The 24,102-nt window shown below is 62.7% G+C and carries 18 protein-coding genes; 11 read left to right on the plus strand and 7 right to left on the minus strand.

Going from position 1 to position 24,102, the window contains the following annotated elements:
• Positions 1-243: hypothetical protein (locus NCS58_RS25055; protein WP_250477758.1), on the plus strand; the 243-nt coding region annotated here is incomplete at its 5' end.
• A 768-nt stretch (positions 244-1,011) separates the two neighbouring features.
• Here NCS58_RS25055 and NCS58_RS25060 read toward each other — a convergent pair.
• The 3 genes from NCS58_RS25060 to NCS58_RS25070 all read right to left on the minus strand — a co-directional run bounded on the left by NCS58_RS25060 (position 1,012) and on the right by NCS58_RS25070 (position 5,973).
• Complete coding sequence (locus NCS58_RS25060) at positions 1,012-3,342, minus strand: cytochrome P450/oxidoreductase (RefSeq protein WP_061116131.1); 2,331 nt, start codon at positions 3,340-3,342, stop codon at positions 1,012-1,014.
• Between the two features lie 73 nt (positions 3,343-3,415).
• Entirely contained in the window at positions 3,416-4,579 is a 1,164-nt protein-coding gene (locus tag NCS58_RS25065) for a dienelactone hydrolase family protein (protein WP_061116132.1), read from the minus strand.
• Between the two features lie 50 nt (positions 4,580-4,629).
• Entirely contained in the window at positions 4,630-5,973 is a 1,344-nt protein-coding gene (locus NCS58_RS25070) for an Nramp family divalent metal transporter (protein ID WP_061116133.1), read from the minus strand.
• 214 nt (positions 5,974-6,187) lie between these two features.
• On the opposite strand from NCS58_RS25070, the gene NCS58_RS25075 reads away from it, so the two are divergent.
• The 5 genes from NCS58_RS25075 (at position 6,188) to rpoD (ending at position 14,451) form a co-directional block, all read left to right on the plus strand.
• Complete coding sequence (locus tag NCS58_RS25075; protein WP_250477759.1) at positions 6,188-8,182, plus strand: phage integrase family protein; 1,995 nt, start codon at positions 6,188-6,190, stop codon at positions 8,180-8,182.
• Positions 8,183-8,355: 173 nt separating this feature from the next.
• Positions 8,356-9,534 carry a ParA family protein gene (locus NCS58_RS25080; RefSeq protein WP_061116134.1) on the plus strand — a complete coding sequence of 393 codons (1,179 nt, stop codon included), beginning with the start codon at positions 8,356-8,358 and terminating at the stop codon, positions 9,532-9,534.
• On the plus strand, positions 9,535-10,506 hold the full coding sequence (locus tag NCS58_RS25085) for a ParB/RepB/Spo0J family partition protein (RefSeq protein WP_061116135.1): 972 nt from the start codon (positions 9,535-9,537) through the stop codon (positions 10,504-10,506).
• 318 nt (positions 10,507-10,824) lie between these two features.
• The gene (locus tag NCS58_RS25090) at positions 10,825-12,147 is read left to right on the plus strand and encodes a replication protein O (protein WP_250477761.1); all 1,323 of its coding nucleotides are present in this window, start codon (positions 10,825-10,827) and stop codon (positions 12,145-12,147) included.
• 300 nt (positions 12,148-12,447) lie between these two features.
• Entirely contained in the window at positions 12,448-14,451 is a 2,004-nt protein-coding gene (gene rpoD / locus NCS58_RS25095; RefSeq protein ID WP_061116137.1) for an RNA polymerase sigma factor RpoD, read from the plus strand.
• Between the two features lie 90 nt (positions 14,452-14,541).
• On the opposite strand, the gene NCS58_RS25100 is transcribed toward rpoD, so the two are convergent.
• The 3 genes from NCS58_RS25100 to NCS58_RS25110 form a co-directional block, all read right to left on the minus strand.
• A complete protein-coding gene (locus NCS58_RS25100; protein WP_061116491.1) occupies positions 14,542-14,916 on the minus strand; it encodes a hypothetical protein in 375 nt (124 codons plus the stop codon).
• 236 nt (positions 14,917-15,152) lie between these two features.
• Positions 15,153-16,700: a methyl-accepting chemotaxis protein gene (locus NCS58_RS25105; protein WP_061116138.1), complete on the minus strand. Its 1,548-nt coding sequence runs from the start codon at positions 16,698-16,700 to the stop codon at positions 15,153-15,155.
• Positions 16,701-16,922: 222 nt separating this feature from the next.
• The gene (locus tag NCS58_RS25110) at positions 16,923-17,627 is read right to left on the minus strand and encodes a glutathione S-transferase N-terminal domain-containing protein (protein WP_061116139.1); all 705 of its coding nucleotides are present in this window, start codon (positions 17,625-17,627) and stop codon (positions 16,923-16,925) included.
• Positions 17,628-18,005: 378 nt separating this feature from the next.
• On the opposite strand from NCS58_RS25110, the gene NCS58_RS25115 reads away from it, so the two are divergent.
• Entirely contained in the window at positions 18,006-18,509 is a 504-nt protein-coding gene (locus NCS58_RS25115) for a hypothetical protein (RefSeq protein ID WP_061116492.1), read from the plus strand.
• Between the two features lie 72 nt (positions 18,510-18,581).
• Entirely contained in the window at positions 18,582-19,349 is a 768-nt protein-coding gene (locus NCS58_RS25120) for an SDR family oxidoreductase (RefSeq protein WP_061116140.1), read from the plus strand.
• Positions 19,350-19,354: 5 nt separating this feature from the next.
• Here the strand turns inward: NCS58_RS25120 and NCS58_RS25125 are convergent, their stop codons facing one another.
• The gene (locus tag NCS58_RS25125) at positions 19,355-19,585 is read right to left on the minus strand and encodes a hypothetical protein (protein WP_250477762.1); all 231 of its coding nucleotides are present in this window, start codon (positions 19,583-19,585) and stop codon (positions 19,355-19,357) included.
• A gap of 249 nt (positions 19,586-19,834) precedes the next feature.
• Between NCS58_RS25125 and NCS58_RS25130 the strand changes: the two genes are divergently transcribed.
• The 3 genes from NCS58_RS25130 to NCS58_RS25140 all read left to right on the plus strand — a co-directional run bounded on the left by NCS58_RS25130 (position 19,835) and on the right by NCS58_RS25140 (position 24,087).
• The gene (locus tag NCS58_RS25130) at positions 19,835-21,820 is read left to right on the plus strand and encodes a sigma-54-dependent Fis family transcriptional regulator (protein ID WP_061116493.1); all 1,986 of its coding nucleotides are present in this window, start codon (positions 19,835-19,837) and stop codon (positions 21,818-21,820) included.
• Positions 21,821-22,008: 188 nt separating this feature from the next.
• On the plus strand, positions 22,009-23,064 hold the full coding sequence (locus NCS58_RS25135; protein ID WP_250477763.1) for an ATP-NAD kinase family protein: 1,056 nt from the start codon (positions 22,009-22,011) through the stop codon (positions 23,062-23,064).
• 24 nt (positions 23,065-23,088) lie between these two features.
• On the plus strand, positions 23,089-24,087 hold the full coding sequence (locus tag NCS58_RS25140; RefSeq protein WP_061116143.1) for a thiamine pyrophosphate-dependent dehydrogenase E1 component subunit alpha: 999 nt from the start codon (positions 23,089-23,091) through the stop codon (positions 24,085-24,087).
• The last annotated feature ends 15 nt before the right edge of the window (positions 24,088-24,102 follow it).

Raw genomic sequence — 24,102 nt, forward strand, 5'->3', positions numbered from 1 at the left:
CGCGATCTTCGCGAGCGAGCCGCCGAACTTGCCTACCGCCGTACGCGCGGCCGATACGATCACTACGTCAGTCATTTTCTATCCTCGTCAAACAGCGAAAACCTGGGCGAAATTCCCGTGCGCGATGACATTCACGCGACGCGGAAACGCGTCAGTACAAATGGACGGCTGAGTTCGATCGAACCCGGGCAGATTGATGCGCAGCGTCGCGTGCGGAGCCATGTCCGACCGACCGATGCATGAACGAGCGACTTTAGAGGCGTCGCGCCGCCTACGGGATGACCTCGTCCGTAAGACGAGGTTTGCTCCGCAGAAAAAATCCCGAACGGGACGCGGCAAACGTGCAGCCAATTGCTGGTCCCATTTAAATGGGCCTTTAATAAAATCTCTCAGGTTAAGCACCGGCCTTCTCTTTCGCCATGCCGCAGTAAATCGCGCAAACGTGATTCACCGGCGCAAAGTTCTGCGCAGTCGTGCGGCAGGGCATATGGAAGTTATTCGGTCTTGGGCGCTTGTGCGACGCACCAAATTAGTAACAATTCTAAACGCAAAATATGCGTAAAAAATTTCATATTAGTAGGTGAAAACCCTGAATCAGGTAAAAAGACCCGCGCGCGATCTGCGGTGAGTTGTCGCAACGGTCGAACGCACGCTCATTAATCATCATATATGACGACGAAAATTGCGCAGGTCATATGATCATTTCGCGTATGCGCTTAAATGCTTCAAACCTCCGTGCGGCCGGTGTCCCAGCATATCGCCCTTGCAAGTGGCTTTGTCCTGGACCTGAGCGTACTGATGCAACCGTTATTCTTTATATGCGAATTAACCACTGCGTATAACCAATCCATCTTTATCAGGAACAAACACCTTCATCTAACGCTGATATATGACCGCGTGATGAAAATATGGGCAGTTAATTGATTGCGAAATTCCGCGACATAATGCCACTTGGCAGCGAACTCACTGACTTCGAGCAGACAGCCAAATCCGCCCGAAGTCCCGCAACGGTCAAAGCGCTAAAACGAGCTTTCCGCTCTTCGCGCGCGAGCAGCACGCCATCATCCGATCGTTCGATTGCCTTTCGCCTTTCGTCAGCACCACGTCGCGGTGATCTATTTCGCCACCGAGCACGCGCACTTCACACGATCCGCACAAACCTTCTTCGCAATCGCTCTGCACATCGACATTCGCGCGTCTGAGCGTGGTGAGCAGCGTCTGATCGGCCGGCACGGTCAGCACGAGACCCGAATCCTTCAATTCGACCTCGAACGCGCACTCGTTCCGGGGATCGAGCGTGCCCAGCTTCGATTCGAAATGCTCGATTCTGAGCGCGTCTTCGGGCCAGGACGCGCTCGCTTCGCCGAGCGCATCGAGCATGCGCGCCGGGCCGCATGCGTAGACGCGCGTGCCCTCGTCCACCGCGAGCGACGCAAAATCGTTGCGCGTGCCTTCTTCCGAGACGTACTCGTGAAGTCGTTCGCCGTGCAGCGCGCGCATCTCGTCGAGCAACGCCATCGATGTGCGCGAGCGTCCGCTGTAATGCACCTCGTAGTCGAGGCCAAGCATGCGTGCGCGCCGCGCCATCGCGCTGATCGGCGTGATGCCGATGCCGCCCGCGATCAGCACGAGCTTTTTCGCGCGCTCGTCGAGACGGAAATGATTGCGCGGCCCGCGGATGCGCCATTGCGCGCCGCACTTCACGTTGTCGTGAACCCACGCCGAGCCGCCGCGGCTTTCCGTCTCGCGCAACACGGCGATTTCGAATGCGCCGGCATCGTCGGGATCCCCGCACAGCGAATACTGGCGCGACAGTCCGCTCTCGCCGCAAACGACGTCGATATGCGAGCCCGCCGTCCAGCGCGGCAGAGCGCGCCCGTCCGCCGATACGAGCCGCACGCGCACGATTCGATCCGCGCACGCCTGAACTGAATCGACGATCACGGTGCGGCTCAGCGCATGCGACGACGGCTCGCCGATTCGCACGACCGCGCGCGGCTCGCGCACGGCCGGATCCGCGCGCTCGGGATTCATCGCCGGATCCCATTCGACGTAAAGATGCTCCGGCCCGCGAAACGATGTGTTCGGCACATACGTAAAGCGCTGCTCGGCGAGCCGCATGTGCGGCAGGCGGCGCGTGAGCTCGTCGAGGAAAATCTGCATCTCCATGCGCGCGAGGTTCTTGCCCATGCACTGATGCGCGCCGTAGCCGAAGGTCAACTGATCGCTGGCGTTTTCGCGGCGGATGTCGAAGAGATCGGCATCGGCGAACTGATGTTGATCGTGATTCGCCGACGACGTGACGATCAAAAGCTTCGAGCCCGCCGGAATGTCGATGCCGCCGATCTTCACGTCTTTCGTCGCGAGCCGCCGCCACGCCGCGACCGAGCCGTTATGGCGCAGGCACTCTTCGACCGCGTTCGGAATCAGGCTCGGGTCTTCGCAGATGTCGCGCCATGCCCGCGGATGTTGCAGCAGGAGCTTCAACGCATTCGCGGTGGCGTTCGCCGTCGTCTCGTGCGCGGCGACGATGCCCGCCATCATCATCGAATGCAGATACGAGTCGGTCACGACATCGGGCAGTTCCTTTTGCTTGCGAATGCCATATTGCATCCAGCCAGGACCGGACGGGTCTTCGCGCATCTTGTCGAGCACCTTGCCCGCGTATTGCCAGAACTTGCCGACGGCGTGCGCGACCTCGACCTGCTCTTCGGGCTTCGGCCGTCCCCAGGTGTTGACCGTGTGCGCGATCGAGTAGCGGCGCAGCGTGTCCATGTCCTCCTCGGGCACGCCGAGAAAATGCAGCGCGACGGTGAGCGGCACTTCCCACAACATCTGGTCGACGAGATCGGCGCGTCCGTCGTCGATGAAGCGGTCGACGTATTCGCGTGCGAGCGCGCGCACCATCGGTTCATGATGCGCAAGCGCTTCGGGCGTGAACGGGTCCATCAATGCACGACGGCGCGGCATGTGCGCGGGCTCGTCTTCGTTGACGAGCGTCCGGTTGAGCGCGAAGCCGTACGACGCGAGGACCGCGTTCGCTTCGGGGCCGGTCGGCGTGATCTTCTCCAGCGCGATCGACGGACTGAACGTGAGGTTGTCGCGAAAGATCGCCTTGATGTCGTCATAGCGCGTGACGACCCAGTAGCCGAGCTTCGGGCTGAAGAACACCGGCTCCTGTTCGCGTGCCCAGCGCACGTATTCGGGCGGGTCTTGCTGATATCCGTCGCCGAAGGGATCGAACTCGGCCGCGCGCGCGCTCACGGGGCAGCCGTTCGGCGCGCGCGATTCGTCATGAAAGGGACATTGCGGCGCGGCCTGCCCGCTTGCCACATCGGTCATGCTCGTCTCCAGAGGTTCTTTTAGTGTGGCCATGGTAATGCAACGGTCGCCCGCGCTTCCAGCGCGAGCAGCTTCAGATGGGCTTGCCTTCGCTCGATGACCAGTTCGGCATCAACTCGTTGCTCGCCAGGGTTTCGTCGATGAGCTTCTTCGCGGCCTGCCGTCCCACGATGGGCAGTCCGTCCGGATCGAGCACGCCGATCTGCACCAGGACCGACGCCTGATCCCAGTAGATATGCTCGTTGTAGAGCTTATCGCCGCGAAAGCGGATCACGGCGAGCATCGGCACTTCGAAGTACTGTCCCGTCGGCGCGAGCCCGGGCAGCAGCCAGTCGATTTCGCGGTCGTGGGTCGCGCAAAACACGAACTCGTCGACGACGCGATCCGCGCCGATCGTGCGCGACACCGGAATCAGCTTCGTATCCGCCGGGTTCGAATCGACGAAGTGATACTTGTAGAAGCGCTTCAACTGATCGTGACCAACGCCGCCCGTCATCGTCGGCACATGGTTCACGTAGGGTTGCGCGACCATCGTCGGCATGACGGCGTCGACGTCGCGCGTGCCGAATTCGAAGTAGCAGTGCTGTTCCCACAAGTGATTCAGATCGAAGAACGGGCCGAGCGCCTTGCGCAGCATCGAGAGCGTGCGCGAGTAAGCCATCAGCGCGGCAGGCTTGTCGTAATGCCGGTTGCCGGGAACGATGAAGCCCGCCGACGCGCCCGGATAGGCGTATCGCTCGATGTGCGGCTTGCCCGCGAGCGCCGCCTCGACTTCGCGCGGATCGTGCGTGCCGTGTTCGGGAAAGTGGAAGACCATCGGGCAGCGGATCGTCGGGACATCGGCGAGGCAGGCGGCGAAATCGTCGGCGTAGTAGCAGGCGGCGCAATCGACGTCGGCCTGCGCGGCGATGCGCGTCGCGAACCGCCCGCCGCGTCCGAAACCGACCACGCCGACCTTGCCCGCATGCTGCGGCAACGCACGAAGGCCATCGACTAGCGCCGCGAAGTTTTCCGCCGCGATGCCGCCGGGCCTCGGATCGTGCTCGGGAAGTTGCGGCGCGAGCACGACGTAACCTTCTTCCGCGTATAGATCGGCCGTGTGCCTGACGAAATCGTCGAGGCCGTCCGCGTCGTGAAGCAGCACGATGCCCGGCCCCGAACCCTTCGCGGGCTGCGTCACGTAGGCGGGAATGACCGTGCCGTCGCGAAGGGTGATGTCGATGAACGCGCCGCTCATTGTCCGTGTCTCCTTATATGTAGCAGTATTTTTTTGCGCGCGAAGCGCGGTTACGACAGCAGCGTGTCGGCGAGCAGCTTGATGTTGAGCACGACGATCACGCCCGCGACCAGCCACGCCAGCCCACTCGTCCAGCGCGACACGGCGAAGACGCCCATCTTGCGGCGGTCGGACACGAAGCGCACCAGCGGGATCACGGCGAACGGCAGTTGCATCGACAGAATCACCTGGCTCAGCACCAGCAACTGGCCCGTGCCCTTTTCGCCATAGATCGCCGTGACGACGATCACGGGAACGATGGCGATGCCGCGCGTGATGAGACGCCGCGCCCAGTTCGGGATGCGCAAGCGCAAAAAGCCTTCCATCACGATCTGGCCGGCGAGCGTCGCGGTGACGGTCGAGTTGAGTCCCGATGCGAGCAACGCGACCGCGAAGAGCGTCGATGCGATGCTCATGCCCAAGAGCGGCGACAGCAAGCGGAACGCGTCGCCGATTTCCGCGACCTCGTCGTGACCGCTCGCATGGAACACGGCGGCGGCGACGATCAGGATCGCAGCGTTGATGAAAAGTGCGAGCGTCAGCGCGATGGTGCTGTCGATGGTCGCCCAACGAATTGCGGCGCGCCGGGCCGGGACCGATTTGCCGTACGCGCGCGTCTGCACGATCGACGAATGCAGGTACAGGTTGTGGGGCATGACCGTCGCGCCGAGTATGCCGATCGCCACATAAAGCATTTCGCGATCGGCGACGATACGCGGCGAAGGGATGAAACCGCGCAGGACATCGGCGAACGGCGGCGCGGCGGCGGCGATCTGCAACGCGAAGCAGCTCGCGATCACGACGAGCAGCGCAATGACGAACGCTTCCAGCAGGCGAAAGCCTTTGTTGATCAGCAGCAAGAGAAGAAAGGCGTCGAGCGCGGTCAGGAGCGCGCCCGCGATCAGCGGGATACCGAAGAGCAGTTGTAGCGCGATGGCGGTGCCGATCACCTCGGCCAGATCGCATGCGACGATCGCCGCTTCGCACGCGAGCCACAGCGTGACATTCACCGGCTTCGAATAGTGATCGCGGCACGCTTGCGCGAGATCGCGTCCGGTCGCAATACCCAGTCGGACCGCGAGCGCCTGCAGCAGAATGGCCATCAGGTTCGACAGCAGAATGACGGTGAGGAGCGTGTAGCCGAAGCGCGAGCCACCGGTGATGTCGGTCGCCCAGTTGCCCGGGTCCATGTACCCGACGGAAATCATGTACCCCGGGCCGGCGAAGGCGAGGAAGCGGCGGATCCATCTTCCGCCGACCGGCACATGAACTGACGCGTACACCTCCGGCAGGCTCGGGCGGAACGCGTCGTCCTGCTCGGGCGGTTTAGAGGTGGGGCGTACAGGATCAAGCATCGGCTCGTCTCTCCCGCGGATACCCGCTTTGGATGTCCTGAAAATATGCGCCGCGCCCGATGAACATTCAAGCACGCGCGTCTGGTGGCACATCCGGTCGTTCGGTGAAAGCATTTTGATGCTGATAATTCGACTTATCAGATGTAGCGATTTCCCTTGTCAAATTCGAAGACGGTTGATAACCTCGCGCCAACTCACTGAAAAGAAAGCATAAATGGCGAGCGAAACAGCACGCTCCGGGAAACGCCTGGCGCGCAACGCGATGGATTCCACGGCCGGTAGCGTGCGCCTGCGCGCACCGAACCGGCTCACACGCCAGCACTTCGCGCTTTATCGTGGTTATCTCGACGGCGTGTCGGAGGCGCAGTTGCACGCATCGTATGGCGATGCCAGTACTGACGTCCGCACGACGCGACGCCTGATCGACGCCCTGCGCGACACGCTCTCGGTCCTTGCCCGTCGCGCGCGCGACACGGAAGCCGCGCATTTGCTGCGGCTTCGTCCGGGCAGCATTCCGTTGTTCGAGCCCGAGCCCGCCGCTGCCGCCCCCGCGCTGGAGGACTTCCGCGAAAGGACCGACCCGGATGGCGTCTACAGCGAGTCGGAGTTGCTGGCGCTCTACGAGGAAGCCTATCCGCCGGACGCCTCCCCTGCCCTGGACCGGCGGGCCGCGCGTAATGCGCGGCTGCGGCGCCGGCAGGCAGATGCGCTCGCGCGCATGGAGGCGTCCCTGGCGCAGGATCCGCGTCCGGATCATCCCGTCGAAGGCTGGTTCGAGCCCGCAATCACCGCGCGGCTCACGGCCGCAGGGCTCATCACAATCGCCGATGTCATCGAACTGATCGAACGGCGACGGCATCGCTGGTACACGGCCGTGCCGCGGCTTGGCCCGAAGGGCGCACAACGCGTGGTCGACTGGCTCCAGCTTCACGGTCAGGCGCTTCGGCACACGCTTTCGCCGGTTGCGCTCGTGCCGCGCCGGCAATGGCAAGCGACCGGCGCTGTTCCGGCGCATCCTCCGCAGACCGGCGAACACGGCGAAATCGTAGTTGCGCCGATCGAGGCGCTGCGCGTTCCGGCGGCGCTCGACGGGTCGAAAGGTTCGAATCGGGCAGGCCCCGGCGCGCCATTCGGCACCGATCTCCGCGCGATTTTCGCCTGGCTCGACGCCCGATCGGGCAGCGCGCACACGCGGCGTGCTTATCGGCGGGAAGCGGAGCGCTTGCTGCTGTGGGCTCTGGTGGAAAAGGGCAAGCCGCTGTCGTCGCTCGACAGCGGCGACTGCGCCGAATACATCAACGCGTTTCTGGCTGATCCGCAACCGGCGGCCCGCTGGGTCGCCGCGCACCGAGGCGAACGATGCTTCGCCGGTTGGCGGCCGTTCGCTGGTCCGCTGTCCGACCGCAGCCGGGAGACGGCTCGTTCGATCGTGAACGCGATGTGCGAATGGCTCGTCGGCGAAGGTTATCTGGCGGTCAATCCATTCGCGGGATTTGCGCGTGTCGCGACGCCGCCCGTGTTCGAATCTGCCACGCGTTCGCTCGATGTGGCGCAGTGGAAATGCGTGCTGCAGTCGGTCGAGCGCGACGAATATTCTTTTTCGGAGCATCGCGACAGATTGGCGCTGCTCCTCGCCTACGCGACCGGACTGCGTCGCGCCGAACTTGCAGCCGCAACCACCGACGCGCTCAGCGTCGGACGCCTGGCAGGCGTTGCAGGCGCGGTCTGGCGTCTGTCCGTCGATCCGGGCCGCGGCGCGCCGCGCACCGTACTTTTGCCGCCCATCGTCGTCGAGATATTGAGGGAAAATCTCGCCATGCGCGGCTTGCAGGATCCGCTGGATCCGCTGGATTGCGCCGAGGGGACGCCGATCATCGCTCAGGCGCGTGGCGGACAACCGCTCACCCCCGATGGCATCGGGAAGATATTCAAAAGCATCTTTTCGAACGCCGCTGCGTTCATGGAATCGCACGCGCCCGGCAGTGGCCGGCACTTGAAGCGCGCCAGCACGCACTGGTTGCGTCACACGCACTCGACGCATGCGCTCGGTCATGGCGCGGAGTTAGGCGAAATCAGCGCCGGGCTCGGCCACGCCGACCTCTCTACCACCTCGCTTTATCTCAGAAACGAAAATATCGGCCGGTTTGTCGGCGTCGAAAAGCTGATCCGCAGCGCTTCGATCGTCCCAAGATCTTCAGAGCCATCCTAATTTCGCGTTTACACGGGCGGGCAGCGTTGTAAAAATGCCCGGTGCGGTCGCTCAAGTACTTCAGAGTTTACTTGAGGTTTACCGGTTCGCCGTTTATTCTTCGGTTTGCAGCTTGTTTTCCACCAACTGAAGAATTATTTGCTTACTCAGGCCCGCCAGTGACTGCGAACTCCATGCTAAGCGCTCGGCTTCCCGAAGTCGATCAATCCGTTTCGATCGAAACGCTCTTGGGAGTGGCGGCCCAAGCCACTGACATCCTCAATCAAATCCGCGATGCGATGTTGGAGCCGTACCCGCGCAAAAGCGCGCCGACATTCACGAGCGCGCAAGTCGCATCTCTGTGCGGCGTCGACAAGCAGCGGTTCCAGTATTTGACCACCAAGGGCGATCTGCCCGCAGGGACGTCCAAAGGCGCGGGTCGCAGCAAGGAATTCTCGCTCGAAGAAGCCCTGACCTGGATCCGGGCGACAAAGGAACGCACGCGGCGGCCCGAGCACAAGCGCGGGCGAATCGTAACCGTCGCAAACTTCAAAGGCGGGGTCGCCAAGACGACGACCGCGGTCTCCGCCGCGCAAGCCCTCACGTTGCTCGGGCGCAGGGTGCTCGTCATCGACTGCGATCCGCAGGGGACGACGACGCAGTTGTGCGGATGGGCGCCCGACGCTGAAATCTCCGACGATCAGACCCTTCTTCCGCTCATCTACGGTGATCGGGAGACGCTGCACTATGCCGTACAGGAAACGTACTGGCACAACCTGGATTTGATCCCGGCTTCGTCCTCGCTGTTCGACGCCGAATTCGAGATTCCGGCCAAGGTGCTGAACGACAGCACGTTCGAATTCTGGGAAATTCTCCGCAAGGGCCTGATGCCGCTCGCGAACGAGTACGACGCGATCGTCATCGACACGCCTCCGGCGCTCAGCTATCTGACCATCAACGCGTTGCTCGCATCCGACGCGATCTTGCTGCCCTGCCCGCCCGAGGCGCTCGACTTCGCCAGCTCGACGCAGTTCTGGCATCTCTTCGCCGACATTGCGAAAAAGCTGCCGGGCGTGCTCGAACAGAAACGGTTCGACTTCGTCAACGTGATCATGACCAAAGCAAAGTCGGACGACGTCTCGCGGGTGGTGCGGGGATGGCTGCAGAAGGCCTACGGCGATCGCGTGCTGCCCTTCGAGATTCCGGAATCGACCGTGCCGAAGGGCGCCTCGGCGCAATTGTCGACGGTCTACGATCTGTCAAAACCGGACGGCAGCACAGCCGCATACAACCGATTCAAAGAGCCGCTCGACCGACTCGCCGAGCATCTCGACGCGCAGTTCGTACGCGCGTGGAATCAGACGGAGGATTAAATGGGCATCGGGGACAGACTCCTCGCCAAGACAGCGAATATCGGCAGCAAGCCGACGGACGCGGCGCAGTCGCGTCCGGTCAACACAGAGGCGCGTACGTCTCCTGGCCGATTGATGGACGCGCAGCATCGCATCAATACGGCGCAGGCACGAATCAAAGAACTCGAATCGCAACTCGAGGAAGGTGCCGCGCTCGAAGTGCCGCTAGATGCGCTTGTTGAGGTGAAGGGGCGGCGTCGCAAGCTGACGGCTGAGCAGTTTCAGGAATTGAAGGGCAACCTCGCCCGGCACCCGCTCGCCACGCCAATCTTGGTGCGCGCGTTGTCCGAAGGTCGGTTTGAAATCGTCGCGGGCCATAACCGCGTCGCCGCATATAGAGAACTCGGACGCTCGACGATCCGCGCGAATGTCGCATCGATCGAGGAAGGCGAGATCGAATTTGCGGCGTTCTTTTCGAATCTGCTGTCGCCGTCGCTGACGGACTTCGAGAAGTACTGGAATTTCAAGCGATTGCAGGAACTGAGTGGCTTGTCACGCACCGAGATCTCAGAGAGCGCGGGATTGAGCAAGAGCCACGTCACGCGAATCTTTTCGTTCGATGCACTGCCGGAAGCGGCCAAGCTGGCACTCGCTGAGAAGCCCGAGCGGTTGGGGAGCAATGCGGCGCAGAAACTTGCAGCACTGACCGAGGCGGGCAAGTCAGAAAAGGTCGTGGAAGCGATTCGTCGCTTGATTGACGACGAGAACTTCACTCAGGACAAAGCCGTTGCGCTGGCTGCGGAAAAACCGCGGGTCGCCGCTCCAAGCGCAACCGTCGTTCGCTCGGGCCGGAGGAAAGTTTGTGAGGTTTCCACGAGAAACGGCGTGGTCGGCGTTCGCTTCTTCGAGAAGGACGCGACCGACGCTGAGCAGTGGGGGCAACGAATCGCCGATTTCATCAACAGAACGTTGAGCGAGACGGAGCAGGACTGATGCTCTACTAGGTTTTCTCTTTAAATCAATGACTTAGCGAATCAAACGAAGTCAGAACTGATTGAGCCTAGTAGAACTTCCTTAGAAATCAAGGACTTGACGTATCAGCAACCACGAGGCTGCTATGTAACGAACAGGAAGTAAAAAGACAAAAGCCTTCGGCGCCAACCGAAGGCTTTTGAATATCGGGCTTAACTGCATATCGCCCGTTCCGCTTCCCGACGCCAATCGGGTCACGAGTACACACCTCGAAGTTTAGCGGAACGCGATCGGCAGTCAAGCGTTTGCCCTCCATTTTTCGAAATGGACGTACTTGACATGCATATCGCGCAACTTTCCGTTGCAGGCGAGGATGTTTCTCGCCCTCAAAACTTCACATCGCCACCTGCTGAAGCGGATCGACTCGCTCTCGATGAATACGCTTGTGATCGATCCAACCTCCCTTGGGTGATCTTTCGCGCCGCGCACCGGGCAACCCATACAGCAGCATTGCCCGCTCGTGCGCGTGCCTTGCTCGCGGCGTTGGCCCGCACAGTCGATGCGTCCCGCCCCTACGCCCCCATTTTCGCCCGGCGCGAACTGCTCACGGGACGTGCTCAGCAATCCATGCGCACGTTTTATCGCAGCATGGACGATCTCGAAAGCACCGGCTTCATCACTCGGCCGCCACAGACCCGATACGGCGCGGCTGGCCTGTTCGGTCGCGCCTACATTCATCTGACGCCGAAAGCTGCCGCTTTGCTCGGCCTCGCGGAGCCAGCAATCGAAGCCGAGAATCCGTCCGCCCCGAGTAAGGAGCAGACGGACAAGACCGCACTCGCCTCTTCTTTCGGGCCACCGTCTGTCACCGTGGCAGACGGTGCTATATATAAGGATCTAATCCCTACTACTCAAAAGAGACAATCAGGACGCCTTCCTGCGGACCTCGACCGCCTGTTGGCGCTGGGATTTCGTGAATTCCTGATTTTTAAACTCATGCGCGAGGCAAAGATTCACGGCAAGCTTCTGTCCGACGTCGTTGAAGCCAGTTGGCAACATCTGCGCCGCGCCACGCATCCGATCAGCTACCTAAGGACCCTTCTGCGTGCTCCGGTGGATTTCGCCTACCGCGCACGGAGCCAGCGAAATGCACAAGCCAACGAGCAAGCCCGGCGCACGCGCTCTGAAGAAGTCGACACGGCCATTGCAGGTCTCGCAGGCCAGTCTTTTGTAAGCCGTGACAGCCTGCGACGCTATCGCATCTCCGCGGACGCGCGCTCGGTCATCATTCATCATCGAGAAGAGACCCAGCCGCGCGTGCATGCCGGCGCGTGGGCGCATGACTTCATCACGGCGTTCGAGGCAGGGCATATCGTGCCCATCGACCTTGATGCGCCAAGCGACGCCGAAGCGGCACTTGCTCAACGTTCCGCGGGACATCGGTCAGGACGCAGCACTCGATCCGAGGCCAACCTCGACGATCTCAAAGCGTTTCTACGCTTGAAGAGCGCCGCCGCCGCCCCATCTACGAAACCGAAGGAGCCGATGAAGCCGTCGAGTCAAAGCCGGTCGAGTTCGCTCCCTTTGGATTCGCTTTTAGAGACGATATCGCGCGTAGCATCATCGGCGAAGTTTCGCAATCTGCCCGTATTGGAGTCATGAGCAATCTGGCGGGGTCAGAGTCAACCGACCTTAGGTCAGACGAATGTCGCGTAACGAGCGTGCAGCGAAACTTTTTCAAATAAACTGCTGCGTCGCAGCAAATGCTGATATACTCTAAGGTTGCGCCTGAATGGGCGATTGGAAAACGCAAGTGCCGCGTCTGGATGCGGTTTGCGTGCTTTGCTCGATGCGATTTTCAGCAAGCCGTCCGTGGTCGAAGCTGTCATCGAAATCATCGCGAGCCGTTACGCTCGCTCCCGGGGATCTGTCGTCGCCGAGCAAACCTGTCGAGGAGAAAGTATGGCAAGTTTTGATCGGGAAGATTCGGAGCTGGATATCGTCGCGCCGGCGCGCAAGGCACCCGGCCGGCGGGCGAACAAAGGGAAGGGCCAGGCCGGCACGATACAGCCCGATGTCGCGATGACCGCTGAGCAAAATGAAGAGCGGCAGCGCCAGATGCGCGCGCTCATCCAGTTGGGCAAGGAACGCGGATACCTCACGCACGCTGAGATCAACGACCACCTGCCGGACAACTTCGCTGAGACGGCTGCGATGGAAACCATCGTCAGCACGTTCCACGACATGGGTGTCGCGGTCTACGAACAGGCGCCGGATGCCGAAACGCTGCTTCTGAGCGATAGCGCCCCGAGCGTGGTCACCGACGAGCAATCGGACGAAGAAGCGGAAAACGCGTTGTCCACGGTCGACTCCGAATTCGGCCGCACGACCGATCCGGTTCGCATGTACATGCGCGAAATGGGCGCGACCGAGCTGCTCACGCGTGCCGGCGAAATCGCCATCGCGAAGCGAATCGAAGACGGCCTGCACGAGATGATCCAGGCGATCGCGGCGTGCCCGTCGACCGTCGCGACCATTCTCGCGGATGCGGCGCAAGTCGAATCGGGTGAGCTGAAGATCGACGATCTCGTCGACGGCCTGAAGGAAGAGGACACGGCAGACGAAGATATTTCGGCGTCCGATACGAACGACTCCACGGACATCGATACGGATACCGACGAATCCGACAGCGACGACGAGGACGATGACGATCTCGACGGCGGCGATGCCGGTGCATCGAACGAAGCGCGCCTGAAGCAACTGAAGGCCGACTGTCTCGAGATCTTTGCGCGCGTGCGCGAGTTGGCCGAACAAGCGAGCAATCCTAAGGGTTCGGGCGCGGTCGCGGCGAAAGCTGTAGAAAAAGCGCGTGCCGAGATCCAGCGCGAGCTCGGTTCGATCCGCTTTACCGCGAAAACCATCGACCGCCTGTGTGTCAATGTTCAGCAGCAAGTGGCGCAGGTGCGTGATATCGAACGTCGCGTGCTGCAGATCGCGGTGGATCGTTGCGGCATGCCGCGCGAGAAGTTTGTCGAATCATTCGTCGGTCACGAGACCGATCTCGAATGGACGTCGCGCGCGGCCGCGGGCTCGAAGCAATACGGCGCGTCGCTCGAGCGCAGCTTGCCGGCGATTCAGGCCGAGCAGCAAAAGCTCATCGACATCGAAGGCACGGTCGAGATGCCGCTCAAGCAGCTGAAGCAGATCAACCGTCAGATGACGGCAGCCGAGCTCAAGATGCGTCAAGCCAAGCGCGAGATGATCGAAGCGAACTTGCGTCTCGTCATTTCGATCGCGAAGAAGTACGTGAATCGCGGCATGCAGTTCCTGGATCTGATCCAGGAGGGCAACATCGGTCTGATGAAGGCAGTGGACAAGTTCGAATATCGCCGCGGCTGGAAGTTTTCGACGTACGCCACGTGGTGGGTTCGCCAGGCCGTGACGCGTTCGCTCGCCGATCAGGCGCGCACCATTCGCGTGCCGGTTCACATGATCGAAACGATCAACAAGCTGAACCGCATCTCGCGCGAAATCCTGCAACAGACGGGACAGGAAGCGCATCCGTCCGTGCTCGCCGAGCGTATGGAAATGCCGGAAGAGAAGATCCGCGGCATTCTCAAGATCGCGAAGCAGCCGGTGTCGCTGGAAACGCCGGTCGGTGAAGATGCCGATGCGACCCTGGGCGACATGATCGAAGACCAGGGCGCCGCTTCTCCGGCGGATGCTGCCGTGCACGCGAACATGCGCGCTGCGATCGACGACGCGCTCAACGCGCTGTCGCCGCGCGAGGCAAAGGTGTTGCGTATGCGCTTCGGCATCGACACGGCTTCGGACTATACGCTCGAAGAACTGGGCAAGCAGTTCGACGTGACGCGCGAGCGTATTCGTCAGATCGAAAGCAAGGCGATGCGCAAGCTCATGCATCCGAGCCGCGCCGACAAGCTGCGTCCGTTCCTGGATCGCTGATCTTCCGAGCCGTCCGCACTACGTTCGGATGAACTCGATAGCGCGTGCCGCCCAATCAGGCGGTACGCGCTTTTTTATTTCCGAACAGAATCAACCGCGCGCAGTGCCCTTTGGCAGCTTCGACGCGGCACACGCCTGGAGCGCGGCGATCGCCTTGTTTGCGAGTGACAGCGTTTCCTCGCAGGCGAGACGGTCGCGGAAGATCGAGCATCCGCCGCCCGCGTTGACTCGCGCGACGGCGCTGCGCACCTTGTCCAGCGCGGATTGCGGCGAGCCCGTGTCCCGGATGATCGAGGCGACGTCGAACGCGCTGCCGGCGTCGGTTTCGACGTAGCTCGGGCATTGCGTTTGCGCGTGAGCCGCGACGCAGATCATGCCGATTGCGGCGATGGCAGGAAATCGCCGCGATCGAGCGGAGCGGAACGAATACGCACGAGCGGAATGAGAGCAGAAGAGGGTATCCATGAGCGTCACCACCGTCAGATATCGCATCGAAGGACGTGCACGTTCGGCGAATTTACCTCGGCTGGAAACGACCAACGCTTGTCCACAGTTTGGCTGGACAAGCATGTGGATATCCTGAGCATCGCCGGATCAACCTCCTGATGCGTAACGCATTTCAGCCGGCGAACGAAATTCGCGCTTCTTCGTCTCCCATTCTGAACCGGTTAAAAAAATCATGTCGATCGCGAATAAATCCGCTAGACCTGGAACGCCCGCACAGTCTGCCTGAGCTCGCGCGCCTGTGCATCGAGCGATAACGCCGATGTCGACGCTTCGTTCACGAGCGCGGCGTTCTTCTGCATCAGCCGATCCATCTGCGATACCGCGTCATTCACTTCGTCGATGCCGCTGCTTTGCTCGCGCGATGCCGTGGCGATTGCTTCGACCAGCGCGGACACGCCGTCGACGGAATCGAGCAAATCGGCGAGCGTCGCGCCTGCGCGCATGACCGTCGCGCCGCTCGATTCGACGTGAGCGTTTACCTCCCGCGTCAGTTGCGAAATCTCCTTCGCCGCAGTCGACGAACGCCGCGCGAGCGCACGCACTTCCTCCGCCACGACCGCGAAACCGCGCCCCAGCGATCCGGCGCGCGCCGCTTCCACTGCGGCATTCAGCGCGAGCAAATTGGTCTGGAATGCAATGGATTCGATGACGCTCGTGATGTGCCCGATTTGCGCCGACCGTGAGGACAGATCGGTCATGCGCGCGATTGCATCGGCGACGGCGCGCTCGCCGTCCTTTGCGCGCGCCGACGCTTCCTTCGCGAGTTCGCGTGCGCGGTTCGCGTGTTCGGCGTTCGTGCGCACGGTCGCCGCGATCTGCTCCATGCTCGCCGACGTCTGCTGCAAGCTCGCCGCATGCTCTTCCGTGCGCGCCGACAGCGCGTGATTGCCCTCGGTGATGTCCGCAGTTGCGATGCCGATGGTGTCCGTCGAGCGCTTGATGTCGCCGACCATCGACGCGAGTTGGCTGCGCATCAGGCTCATCGCGTGCATCAGGCTTTGCGTGTCGCCCGGCGCGACGGGCACGTCCGTCAGCAAATCGCCCTTCGACACCCGCCGGGCGACGCTCGCCGCAAGCTCCGGCTCGCCGCCGAGTTGACGCACGAGCGTGCGCGCCATCGAAAGGCACAGCCCGCCGACGAGCGCCACGCCAATAGCGATGCACGCGCCGACCGTCCACTGCACGAGGCGACTCACGCGCTGCGCGTCGTCGTATTCCTGCTGCGCGGCGGTGAGCTGAAACGCGCGCAGCTCGGTGCTTTCCTTCTTGACGCGCGCGGCCTGCGGTTCGATCTGCTGCGTCACGATCCACTGCGCTTCGGACAAATTGTTCGCGGCGAGCAGGTCGGTCGTCGGACGAAATCCCTTGTCGCGCAACGTCGCCCAGTCGCTGGCGAGCCGTTTTGCGCGCGGCGCCTCGGTTGCATCGAGCGGATAGCGCAGATAGCGGCCGAGCAGGGCATCGACGTTCGCAATGCGCTGCTGCGTCGACGCGACCACGGCTTGCGTTTTCTGCGCCGATGGATCGAGCACCGCGTCGCTGATCGCGAACTGGCTTTGCGTGATGATCTCGTCGATGGTCGAGATGGTTTGCAGCGCCTGCGCGCGGCCTTCGTAGACGTGACGCAGCGCGGCATTGCCTTGCTGGACGCCGAATAATCCGACGCCGCCGACGGTGACGAGCACGGCCGCGACCGCGCTCGTGACGATCGCGAGGCGCGCCTTGACGGTGAGCTTTGACATGTTCTTCGGTAGACGAGAGAGGTGCGCGGGGAAGTCCGGAGGCCTTGAGCGCGGCATAACGCGCCGCGATCGGCCAATCATCAGACATTTTCGGAGAGCGCAATCTACCGGTCGTGCAAGACGTTCATGTGACAACCGTCTCCTGCGCGCGCCGCATACGTTTGCGTGCGCGTTACCAACAAAGGGGCGGATGCCCGCGCGCCCGGCGCGGGCACGCGATGATCAATCGCGCTTCGGAATCTCCAGCCCGCGCTTCACGGCAGGTCGCGCCAGAAATGCTTCAAGCACACGCTCGACGTTCTTGAACTCATGAAAATCGACGAGTTCGCGCGCCTCATAAAAGCCGATCAGATTACGCACCCACGGGAACATCGAAATATCGGCGATGCTGTATTCGTCGCCCATGATCCAGTCGCGGCCGTCGAGCCGCTTGTCGAGCACCGCGAGCAGCCGCTTCGATTCCGCGACGTAACGCGCACGCGGCCGCTTGTCCTCGTATTCCTTCCCTGCAAACTTATGGAAGAAGCCGACTTGCCCGAACATCGGGCCGATGCCGCCCATCTGGAACATCAGCCATTGCAGCGTCTCATAACGTTTCGCCAGGTCGTCGGGCATCAACTGGCCGCTCTTCGCCGCGAGATAGATGAGAATCGCGCCGGATTCGAACAACGGCATGGGTTCGCCGTTCGGCCCGTTCGGGTCGATGATTGCGGGAATCTTGTTGTTCGGATTGAGCGATATAAATTCCTCCGACATCTGATCGTTCTTGTCGAAGCGCACGAGATGCGGCTCGTAGGGCAGGCCGGTTTCCTCCAGCATGATCGAGACTTTCACGCCGTTGGGCGTCGGCAGCGAGTAGAGCTGGATGCGCTCCGGGTGCTGAGCGGGCCATTTGCGGGTGATGGGAAAATCGGAGAGTGCGGTCATGTAACGTCCTCAAAAGTCGAACCGCGAATATAACCATTTCGCCGATTTCCGTGTTCCGCACCGCGGCTGTGCGGCGTGTCATCGGGCGGACGCATCGAAAGACAAAGATTGAGGGATCTCGTACAGACGCGGCCTGTCGAAGCGCAGAGTCTGTGTGTACCTCCACTACACGCTTGTAGAAATCGCTGCCGGACGAGCACGAGGATTGCGCGAAGCGCCCGGGTCAAGAAGCCAGCCAACAAAGAAGAAACCAAGCCCTTGCGGGAACACTACAGCGTGTGCGCGAAGTGCGGGCCGATTTGCTGGCTCGCTTATTGCATCGATGCGGATGCCCGAGCATCAATGTCGGAACTTTACGAACCGTTGGTTACCGCTGCCATGAAAACCGCTCCTCTCGCAACGCTCACCGCATTCGCTGCCGTGGTCGGGGGACTGCTGCCCAGCCTGTGCGATGCGACGCCTCTCGAAAGCCAGCTCGACTGCAAATCCAGTGCGCACAGGTTCATCGCGCCGCTTGTCGCCAACAAGTCCATCGATGCGCGCCCCATGCGCGTCGAAGCGAATTCCGTGAATGCATTCAAGCCGACGCAGGGCAGCGAGCTCACCGCATACGGCTTTCGCGTCTACGCCGTGCTGGGCTACGAGCAGGGCGACGACATGTTCAAGCGCGGCAGCGGCCAGCCGATCAACGACTCCGCATACGGCGTCGTGGTGCTCGCCGCGGCGGAGACGGTCGAGGCGAAAGTGCGCGAATCGGGCAGCACGGCCGTCGTGAAACAGGTCGTGCCGATGCTGATGACCGCCGTTTTTTGCGACGGCAGCGGCGTGCATAACACGACGACAGCGGGCCCGGTCACGACGGAAGCATCGCGCAATCGCTGATTCATCGCGATAATGTTCTCCCGATTTCGGCGCGCGCATGTGTCGCGCGCATAACAACAGGAGAACGCCAACATGTCCGACGCAGCCAACCAGTCTCAACGAATCGCCATCGTCACCGGAGCGGGTAGCGGCATCGGGCGCGCGGCCGCGCTCGCGCTGCTCGGCGACGGCTGGTCGGTCGTGCTGGCGGGAAGGCGTCCCGCGCCGCTCGATGCGGTGATCGGCGAATCGAACGCCGGCGCCCGCGCGCTCGCCGTACCCACCGACGTCTCCGATCCGCAATCGGTCGAAAAGCTCTTCAAGGCGGCGGTCGAGCACTTCGGCCGCGTCGATCTGTTGTTCAACAACGCCGGCGTGACGAATCCGCCCGGACCGTTCGAGGACTGGACGCCGGAGCAATGGCGCAATGTCGTGGACATCAATCTGAACGGCATGTTCTTTTGCCTGCAGCAGGCGTTCCGCACGATGAAGGCGCAAATGCCAATGGGCGGCCGCATCATCAACAACGGCTCCATTTCCGCGAGCGCGCCGCGCCCGAACTCGGCGGCCTACACGGCGACGAAGCACGCGGTGCAGGGCCTCACGAAAACCGCATCGCTCGACGGCCGCAAGTACGACATCGCGGTCGGACAGATCGACGTCGGCAACGCATACACCGAGCTGTCCGAGCGCATGTCGCGCGGCGTGCCGCAGGCGAACGGCGAGATCGCCGTCGAGCCGATGATGGACGTGAAGATCGTCGGCCAGTCGGTGCTGTACATGGCGAATCTGCCGCTCGAAGCCAACGTGCTGTTTCACACCGTGATGGCGACCAAGATGCCGTTCGTCGGCCGCGGTTAAGTCGTCTACGCAGTCCGATACCAGACGCGAATGCCCGAGTACCAGCGGCTCACGCTGGTATCGTCGCCGGCGCCGAACGTCGAGAGACTCTCGACGTTCAGCACGTCGATTCCGTTCTCCGCGATCCACCTGTTCGCGCGCTCGACGAGCGCCGCGCCGTTCTCATACACGTTGCCCTTGATGATGTGATGCTGCACGATCTGTCGCTCGAAGTCTTCATAGGCGATCTTTGCCATCCGTCGTCTCCTGTCTTTTCGTTTTGATGCGCCGGGTTATCAGCATGCGTTTATGTTGCAGCGCAGCGCTATCGCCGCATGACGCCTTCTGCCGATTCGAGCATCATATGGCCTGACACACGCTCGTGCGAATCGGTTTCTCCCGCGTTTGCACCAGCGAAGAATGAAAGCATTCCGGGAGGCGATCAAAACGAAAGCGCGCTGCCAGGCGCCGATAAATGCCTCACTCAAGGAGACAAGGAGAGCGCGATGGACATGCGGCAACGCGAGCACATCGAGGCAGTCGTCGCAGCGACGACGTGGGCGGAACAGGTCGTGTCCGCCCCCGCGCTGGTGCGCACGCACGAGAACATCATTCAGTCTTCGTGGCGGCGTTGCGTGCATCAGTACGGGCTCGATCCGTCGCGCATGCAGGAAGCGCGCATCCTGCCGCAGACGCGCCTGCGCGAACATCAGCAGCGCATCGACGATTTCGCGCGCATCGCGCGTCACGGTCTCGAGACGCTTTACGAGCAGGTCGCGGGCATGGGCTACGTCGTGCTCCTGACCGATGCGCTCGGCGTGACGGTCGATTACATCGGCGACTCGAACACCGATTTCGCGCTGCGCCGCGCGGGCCTCTATCTCGGCGCGGAATGGAGCGAAGCCGGCGCGGGCACGTGCGCGGTGGGCACCGCGCTCACGACGGGCCAGGCGCTCACCGTGCATCAGGTCGATCATTTCGACGCGACGCACATCCCGCTGACATGCACCGCCGCGCCGCTCTACGATTCGCGCGGGGCGCTTGCCGCAATCCTCGATATCTCCGCGCTCACGTCGCCGCAAGCGCGCGACAGCCAGAATCTCGCGCTGCAACTCGTGCGCATCTACGCGGGGCATATCGAGAACGCGAACTTCCTGCGCACGCACCGGCAGGACTGGATCCTGAAGCTGAACACGGCGCCCGAATTCGTCGATGTCGATCCCGAATATCTGATCGCGCTCGATGCGAGCGGGCGCATCGTCGGACACAATCGCCGCGCCCACGCGATGCTCGCAGCCGAGATTGGCCGGCCGATCGCGCCCGGAGAAGCGGCGGCGTCGCTGATCGGCATGCCGTTCGATACGCTCTTCGATACGCGCATCGAAGAGCTCGGCCGCTTCGTGTATTCGCGGCCGAGCGAGCTGCGCGCGGTGCCGCTCGCGAAATCGGGCGCGCTGCTCTACCTGAGCGTGATGCCGCCTGCGCCGTGCTTTACGCCGGCCGCGCACGCGACTGCACGGCGCAACATCGACGTGCCCGCGCCGCTGGCCGCGCTGAGCGGCGGCGACCCCGCGCTCACGCGACAGCTGGAACGCGCCGCGAAGCTCGTCGATTCGCCGATCAATCTGCTCATCAACGGCGAAACCGGCAGCGGGAAGGAGTTCTTCGCGAAGGCGCTGCATCGCGCGAGCGCGCGTCGCGCGGGGCCGTTCGTCGCAGTGAATTGCGCGGCGATTCCGGAGACGCTCATCGAGAGCGAGCTGTTCGGGCATCTTCCGAACAGCTTCTCCGGCGCGGGCGCGAAGGGCAAGCGCGGGCTCATCCAGGAAGCGGACGGCGGCACGCTCTTTCTCGACGAAATCGGCGACATGCCGCGCGACCTGCAATCGCGTCTGCTGCGCGTGCTGGCCGAAGGCGAAGTGCTCGCGATCGGCGCGTCGCGGCCCGTATCGGTCGATGTGCGCGTCATTTCCGCGACGCATCATTCGCTCGACGCGCTCATGCAGGACGGGCGTTTCCGTGAAGACCTGTACTACCGCCTGAACGGGGCGCGCTTCACGCTGCCGCCGCTGCGCGAGCGAAGCGATCTCGACTGGCTCGTCGACAAATTCCTCGAAGGCGCGGTCACGCTGTCGCCCGCGGCGCGCGAGCGCCTGCACCGGCATGCATGGCCGGGGAATCTGCGCGAGCTCTGCAACGTGCTGCGTTATGCGCGCGCGGTGTGCTCGGATGGTCTGATCGACGTGGAAGACCTGCCGGAAGGATTCGCGGGCGCGGCCGCGCCGGTCGAGCCGCCGCCGCGCGTCATCGAGGACTTCGACCCGCATCGGCTGCCGCCGGAAGGCATGCTGCTGATGCAGTATCTGCGCGCCGCGAGCTGGAACCTGAGCGCGGTCGCGCGGCAGATCGGCGTGAGCCGCATGACGCTGTATCGGCGCATGGCGCGCTACGGCATCCGCTCGCCGAATCAGCGCGACGCGAACGGGCACTGAGCCGATACGCCTGTACCCCCGTCGATACACCTGCCGCTGTGACACCTGTCACGGCGGCGCTCCGTACGCCCTCTGAAACGCCCGTTTTTCGCGGGTAATCCCTCGCTTTTTCACGCCTGAAAACGCCTGTCCGATTGGCATGGCGCTTGCCTTTATCCGCCGCACAAAACACAAAGCGGAGACAAGGCATGCGTGAGAGCGCAACGCCGCTCGTCGGCATCATCGCCAATCCTGTTTCGGCGCGCGACATCCGGCGCGTCATCGCGAACGCGAACAGCCTGCAACTCGCGGATCGCGTGAATATCGTCTTGCGGCTGCTCTCGTCGCTTGCGTCGTGCGGCGTCGCACGCGTGCTGATGATGCCCGACCGCGAAGGCCTGAAGGTCATGCTCGAGCGCCATCTCGCGCGCAAGCACGGCCCGGATGCATCGCTCGCCAAGGTCGAATTTCTCGGCATGCCCGTGACCGCGCGTGTCGACGACACCTTTCGCGCCGCACGCACGATGCGCGAGGCCGGCGTCGATGCGCTCATCGTGCTCGGTGGCGACGGCACGCATCGCGCCGTCGTGCGCGAGTGCGGACAAGTGCCGATCGCGGGGCTTTCGACGGGCACGAACAACGCGTATCCGGAAATGCGCGAGCCGACCATCTCGGGACTCGCGGCCGGGCTGTATGCGACGGGCCGCGTTCCATCGAGCGAAGCGCTCGCGTCGAACAAGCGGCTCGACATCGAGATACGCGATTCGAAAGGCGGCGTGCGCCGCGATATCGCGCTCGTGGATGCTGTCATCTCGCACGAGCATTTCATCGGCGCGCGGGCGCTGTGGAAGATCGACACGCTCGCCGCCGTCTACGTCTCTTACGCCGATCCGCAGGCGATCGGCATGTCGGCGATCGCGGGTCTGCTCGAACCGCTCGGGCGGCACGATCCGGGCGGCGTCGCCATCGAACTCGCGGCGCCGGGTCAGGGCGAGTTCGATCTGCACGCGCCGATCGCGCCGGGTCTCATCGAAGCCGTGCCGATCGCGAACTGGACGCGCCTGGCCGACGGTGTGCCGCATCGCGTGAAGCAGCGCTCGGGCATCGTCGCGCTGGACGGCGAACGCGAACTCGCCTTCGGCCCCGGCGACGAAGTGACCGTCACGCTCCGGGAAAACGCCTTTCGCAGCATCGATGTCGCCGCGTGCATGCGTTACGCGGCGGCATCCGGGCTGATGCGTCAGCTCAAAAGCAATACCCGCTAGACCACCCCAACGAAGGAGACAGACATGACAGCGTCGCAACAGCACGCGGGCGGCTTGCCGCTCTCTAAGGAAGAACTGCTGGGCGCGTATCGCAAGATGCGCACGATTCGCGATTTCGAGGAACGCCTGCACGTCGATTTCGGACGCGGCGACATTCCCGGTTTCGTGCACCTGTACGCGGGCGAGGAAGCGGCGGGCGTCGGCATCATGACCCATCTGAACGACGGCGACCGCATTGCGAGCACGCACCGCGGACACGGGCACTGCATCGCGAAAGGCGTCGATCCGGTCGCGATGATGAAGGAGATCTACGGCAAGAAGGGCGGTTCATGCAACGGCAAGGGCGGCTCGATGCATATCGCCGATTTGTCGAAAGGGATGATGGGCGCCAACGGCATCCTCGGCGCGGGCGCGCCCTTGATCTGCGGCGCGGCGCTCGCGGCGAAGTTTCGCGGCAAGGGAGAAGTGGGCATCACCTTCGCCGGCGACGGTGCGTCCAACCAGGGCACGTTTCTCGAAAGCCTGAACCTCGCGGCCGTGTGGAATCTGCCGGTGATCTTCGTGATCGAGAACAACGGCTATGCGGAGTCCACGGCGCGCGATTACGGCACGGCGGTCGACAGTTATGTGGATCGTGCGGCGGGCTTCGGCATTCCGGGCGTGACCGTCGACGGAACGGATTTCTTCGCGGTGTACGAGGCGGCGGGCGAAGTGATCAAGCGCGCGCGCGAAGGCGGCGGGCCGGCGCTGCTCGAGTGCAAGATGATCCGTTTCTACGGCCACTTCGAAGGTGATGCGCAGACCTATCGCGCGCCGGGCGAGCTCGACGATATCCGCTCGAACAAGGATTGCCTGAAGAAGTTCGCGGCCGCCGTCACGCAGGCCGATGTGATTTCCCCCGGAGAACTCGACGCGATCGACAAGGAAGTCGCCGCGCTGATCGACCGGGCGGTGCAGGAAGCGAAGGACGCGCCGTTGCCGACCGCCGCCGATCTGCTCACCGATGTCTACGTCAAATACTGAATCCTGGAGACGACA

Origin of the sequence: Caballeronia sp. INML3B, assembly GCF_023631305.1 — a bacterium.
In the GTDB taxonomy this organism is placed as follows: Bacteria; Pseudomonadota; Gammaproteobacteria; order Burkholderiales; family Burkholderiaceae; genus Caballeronia; species Caballeronia turbans.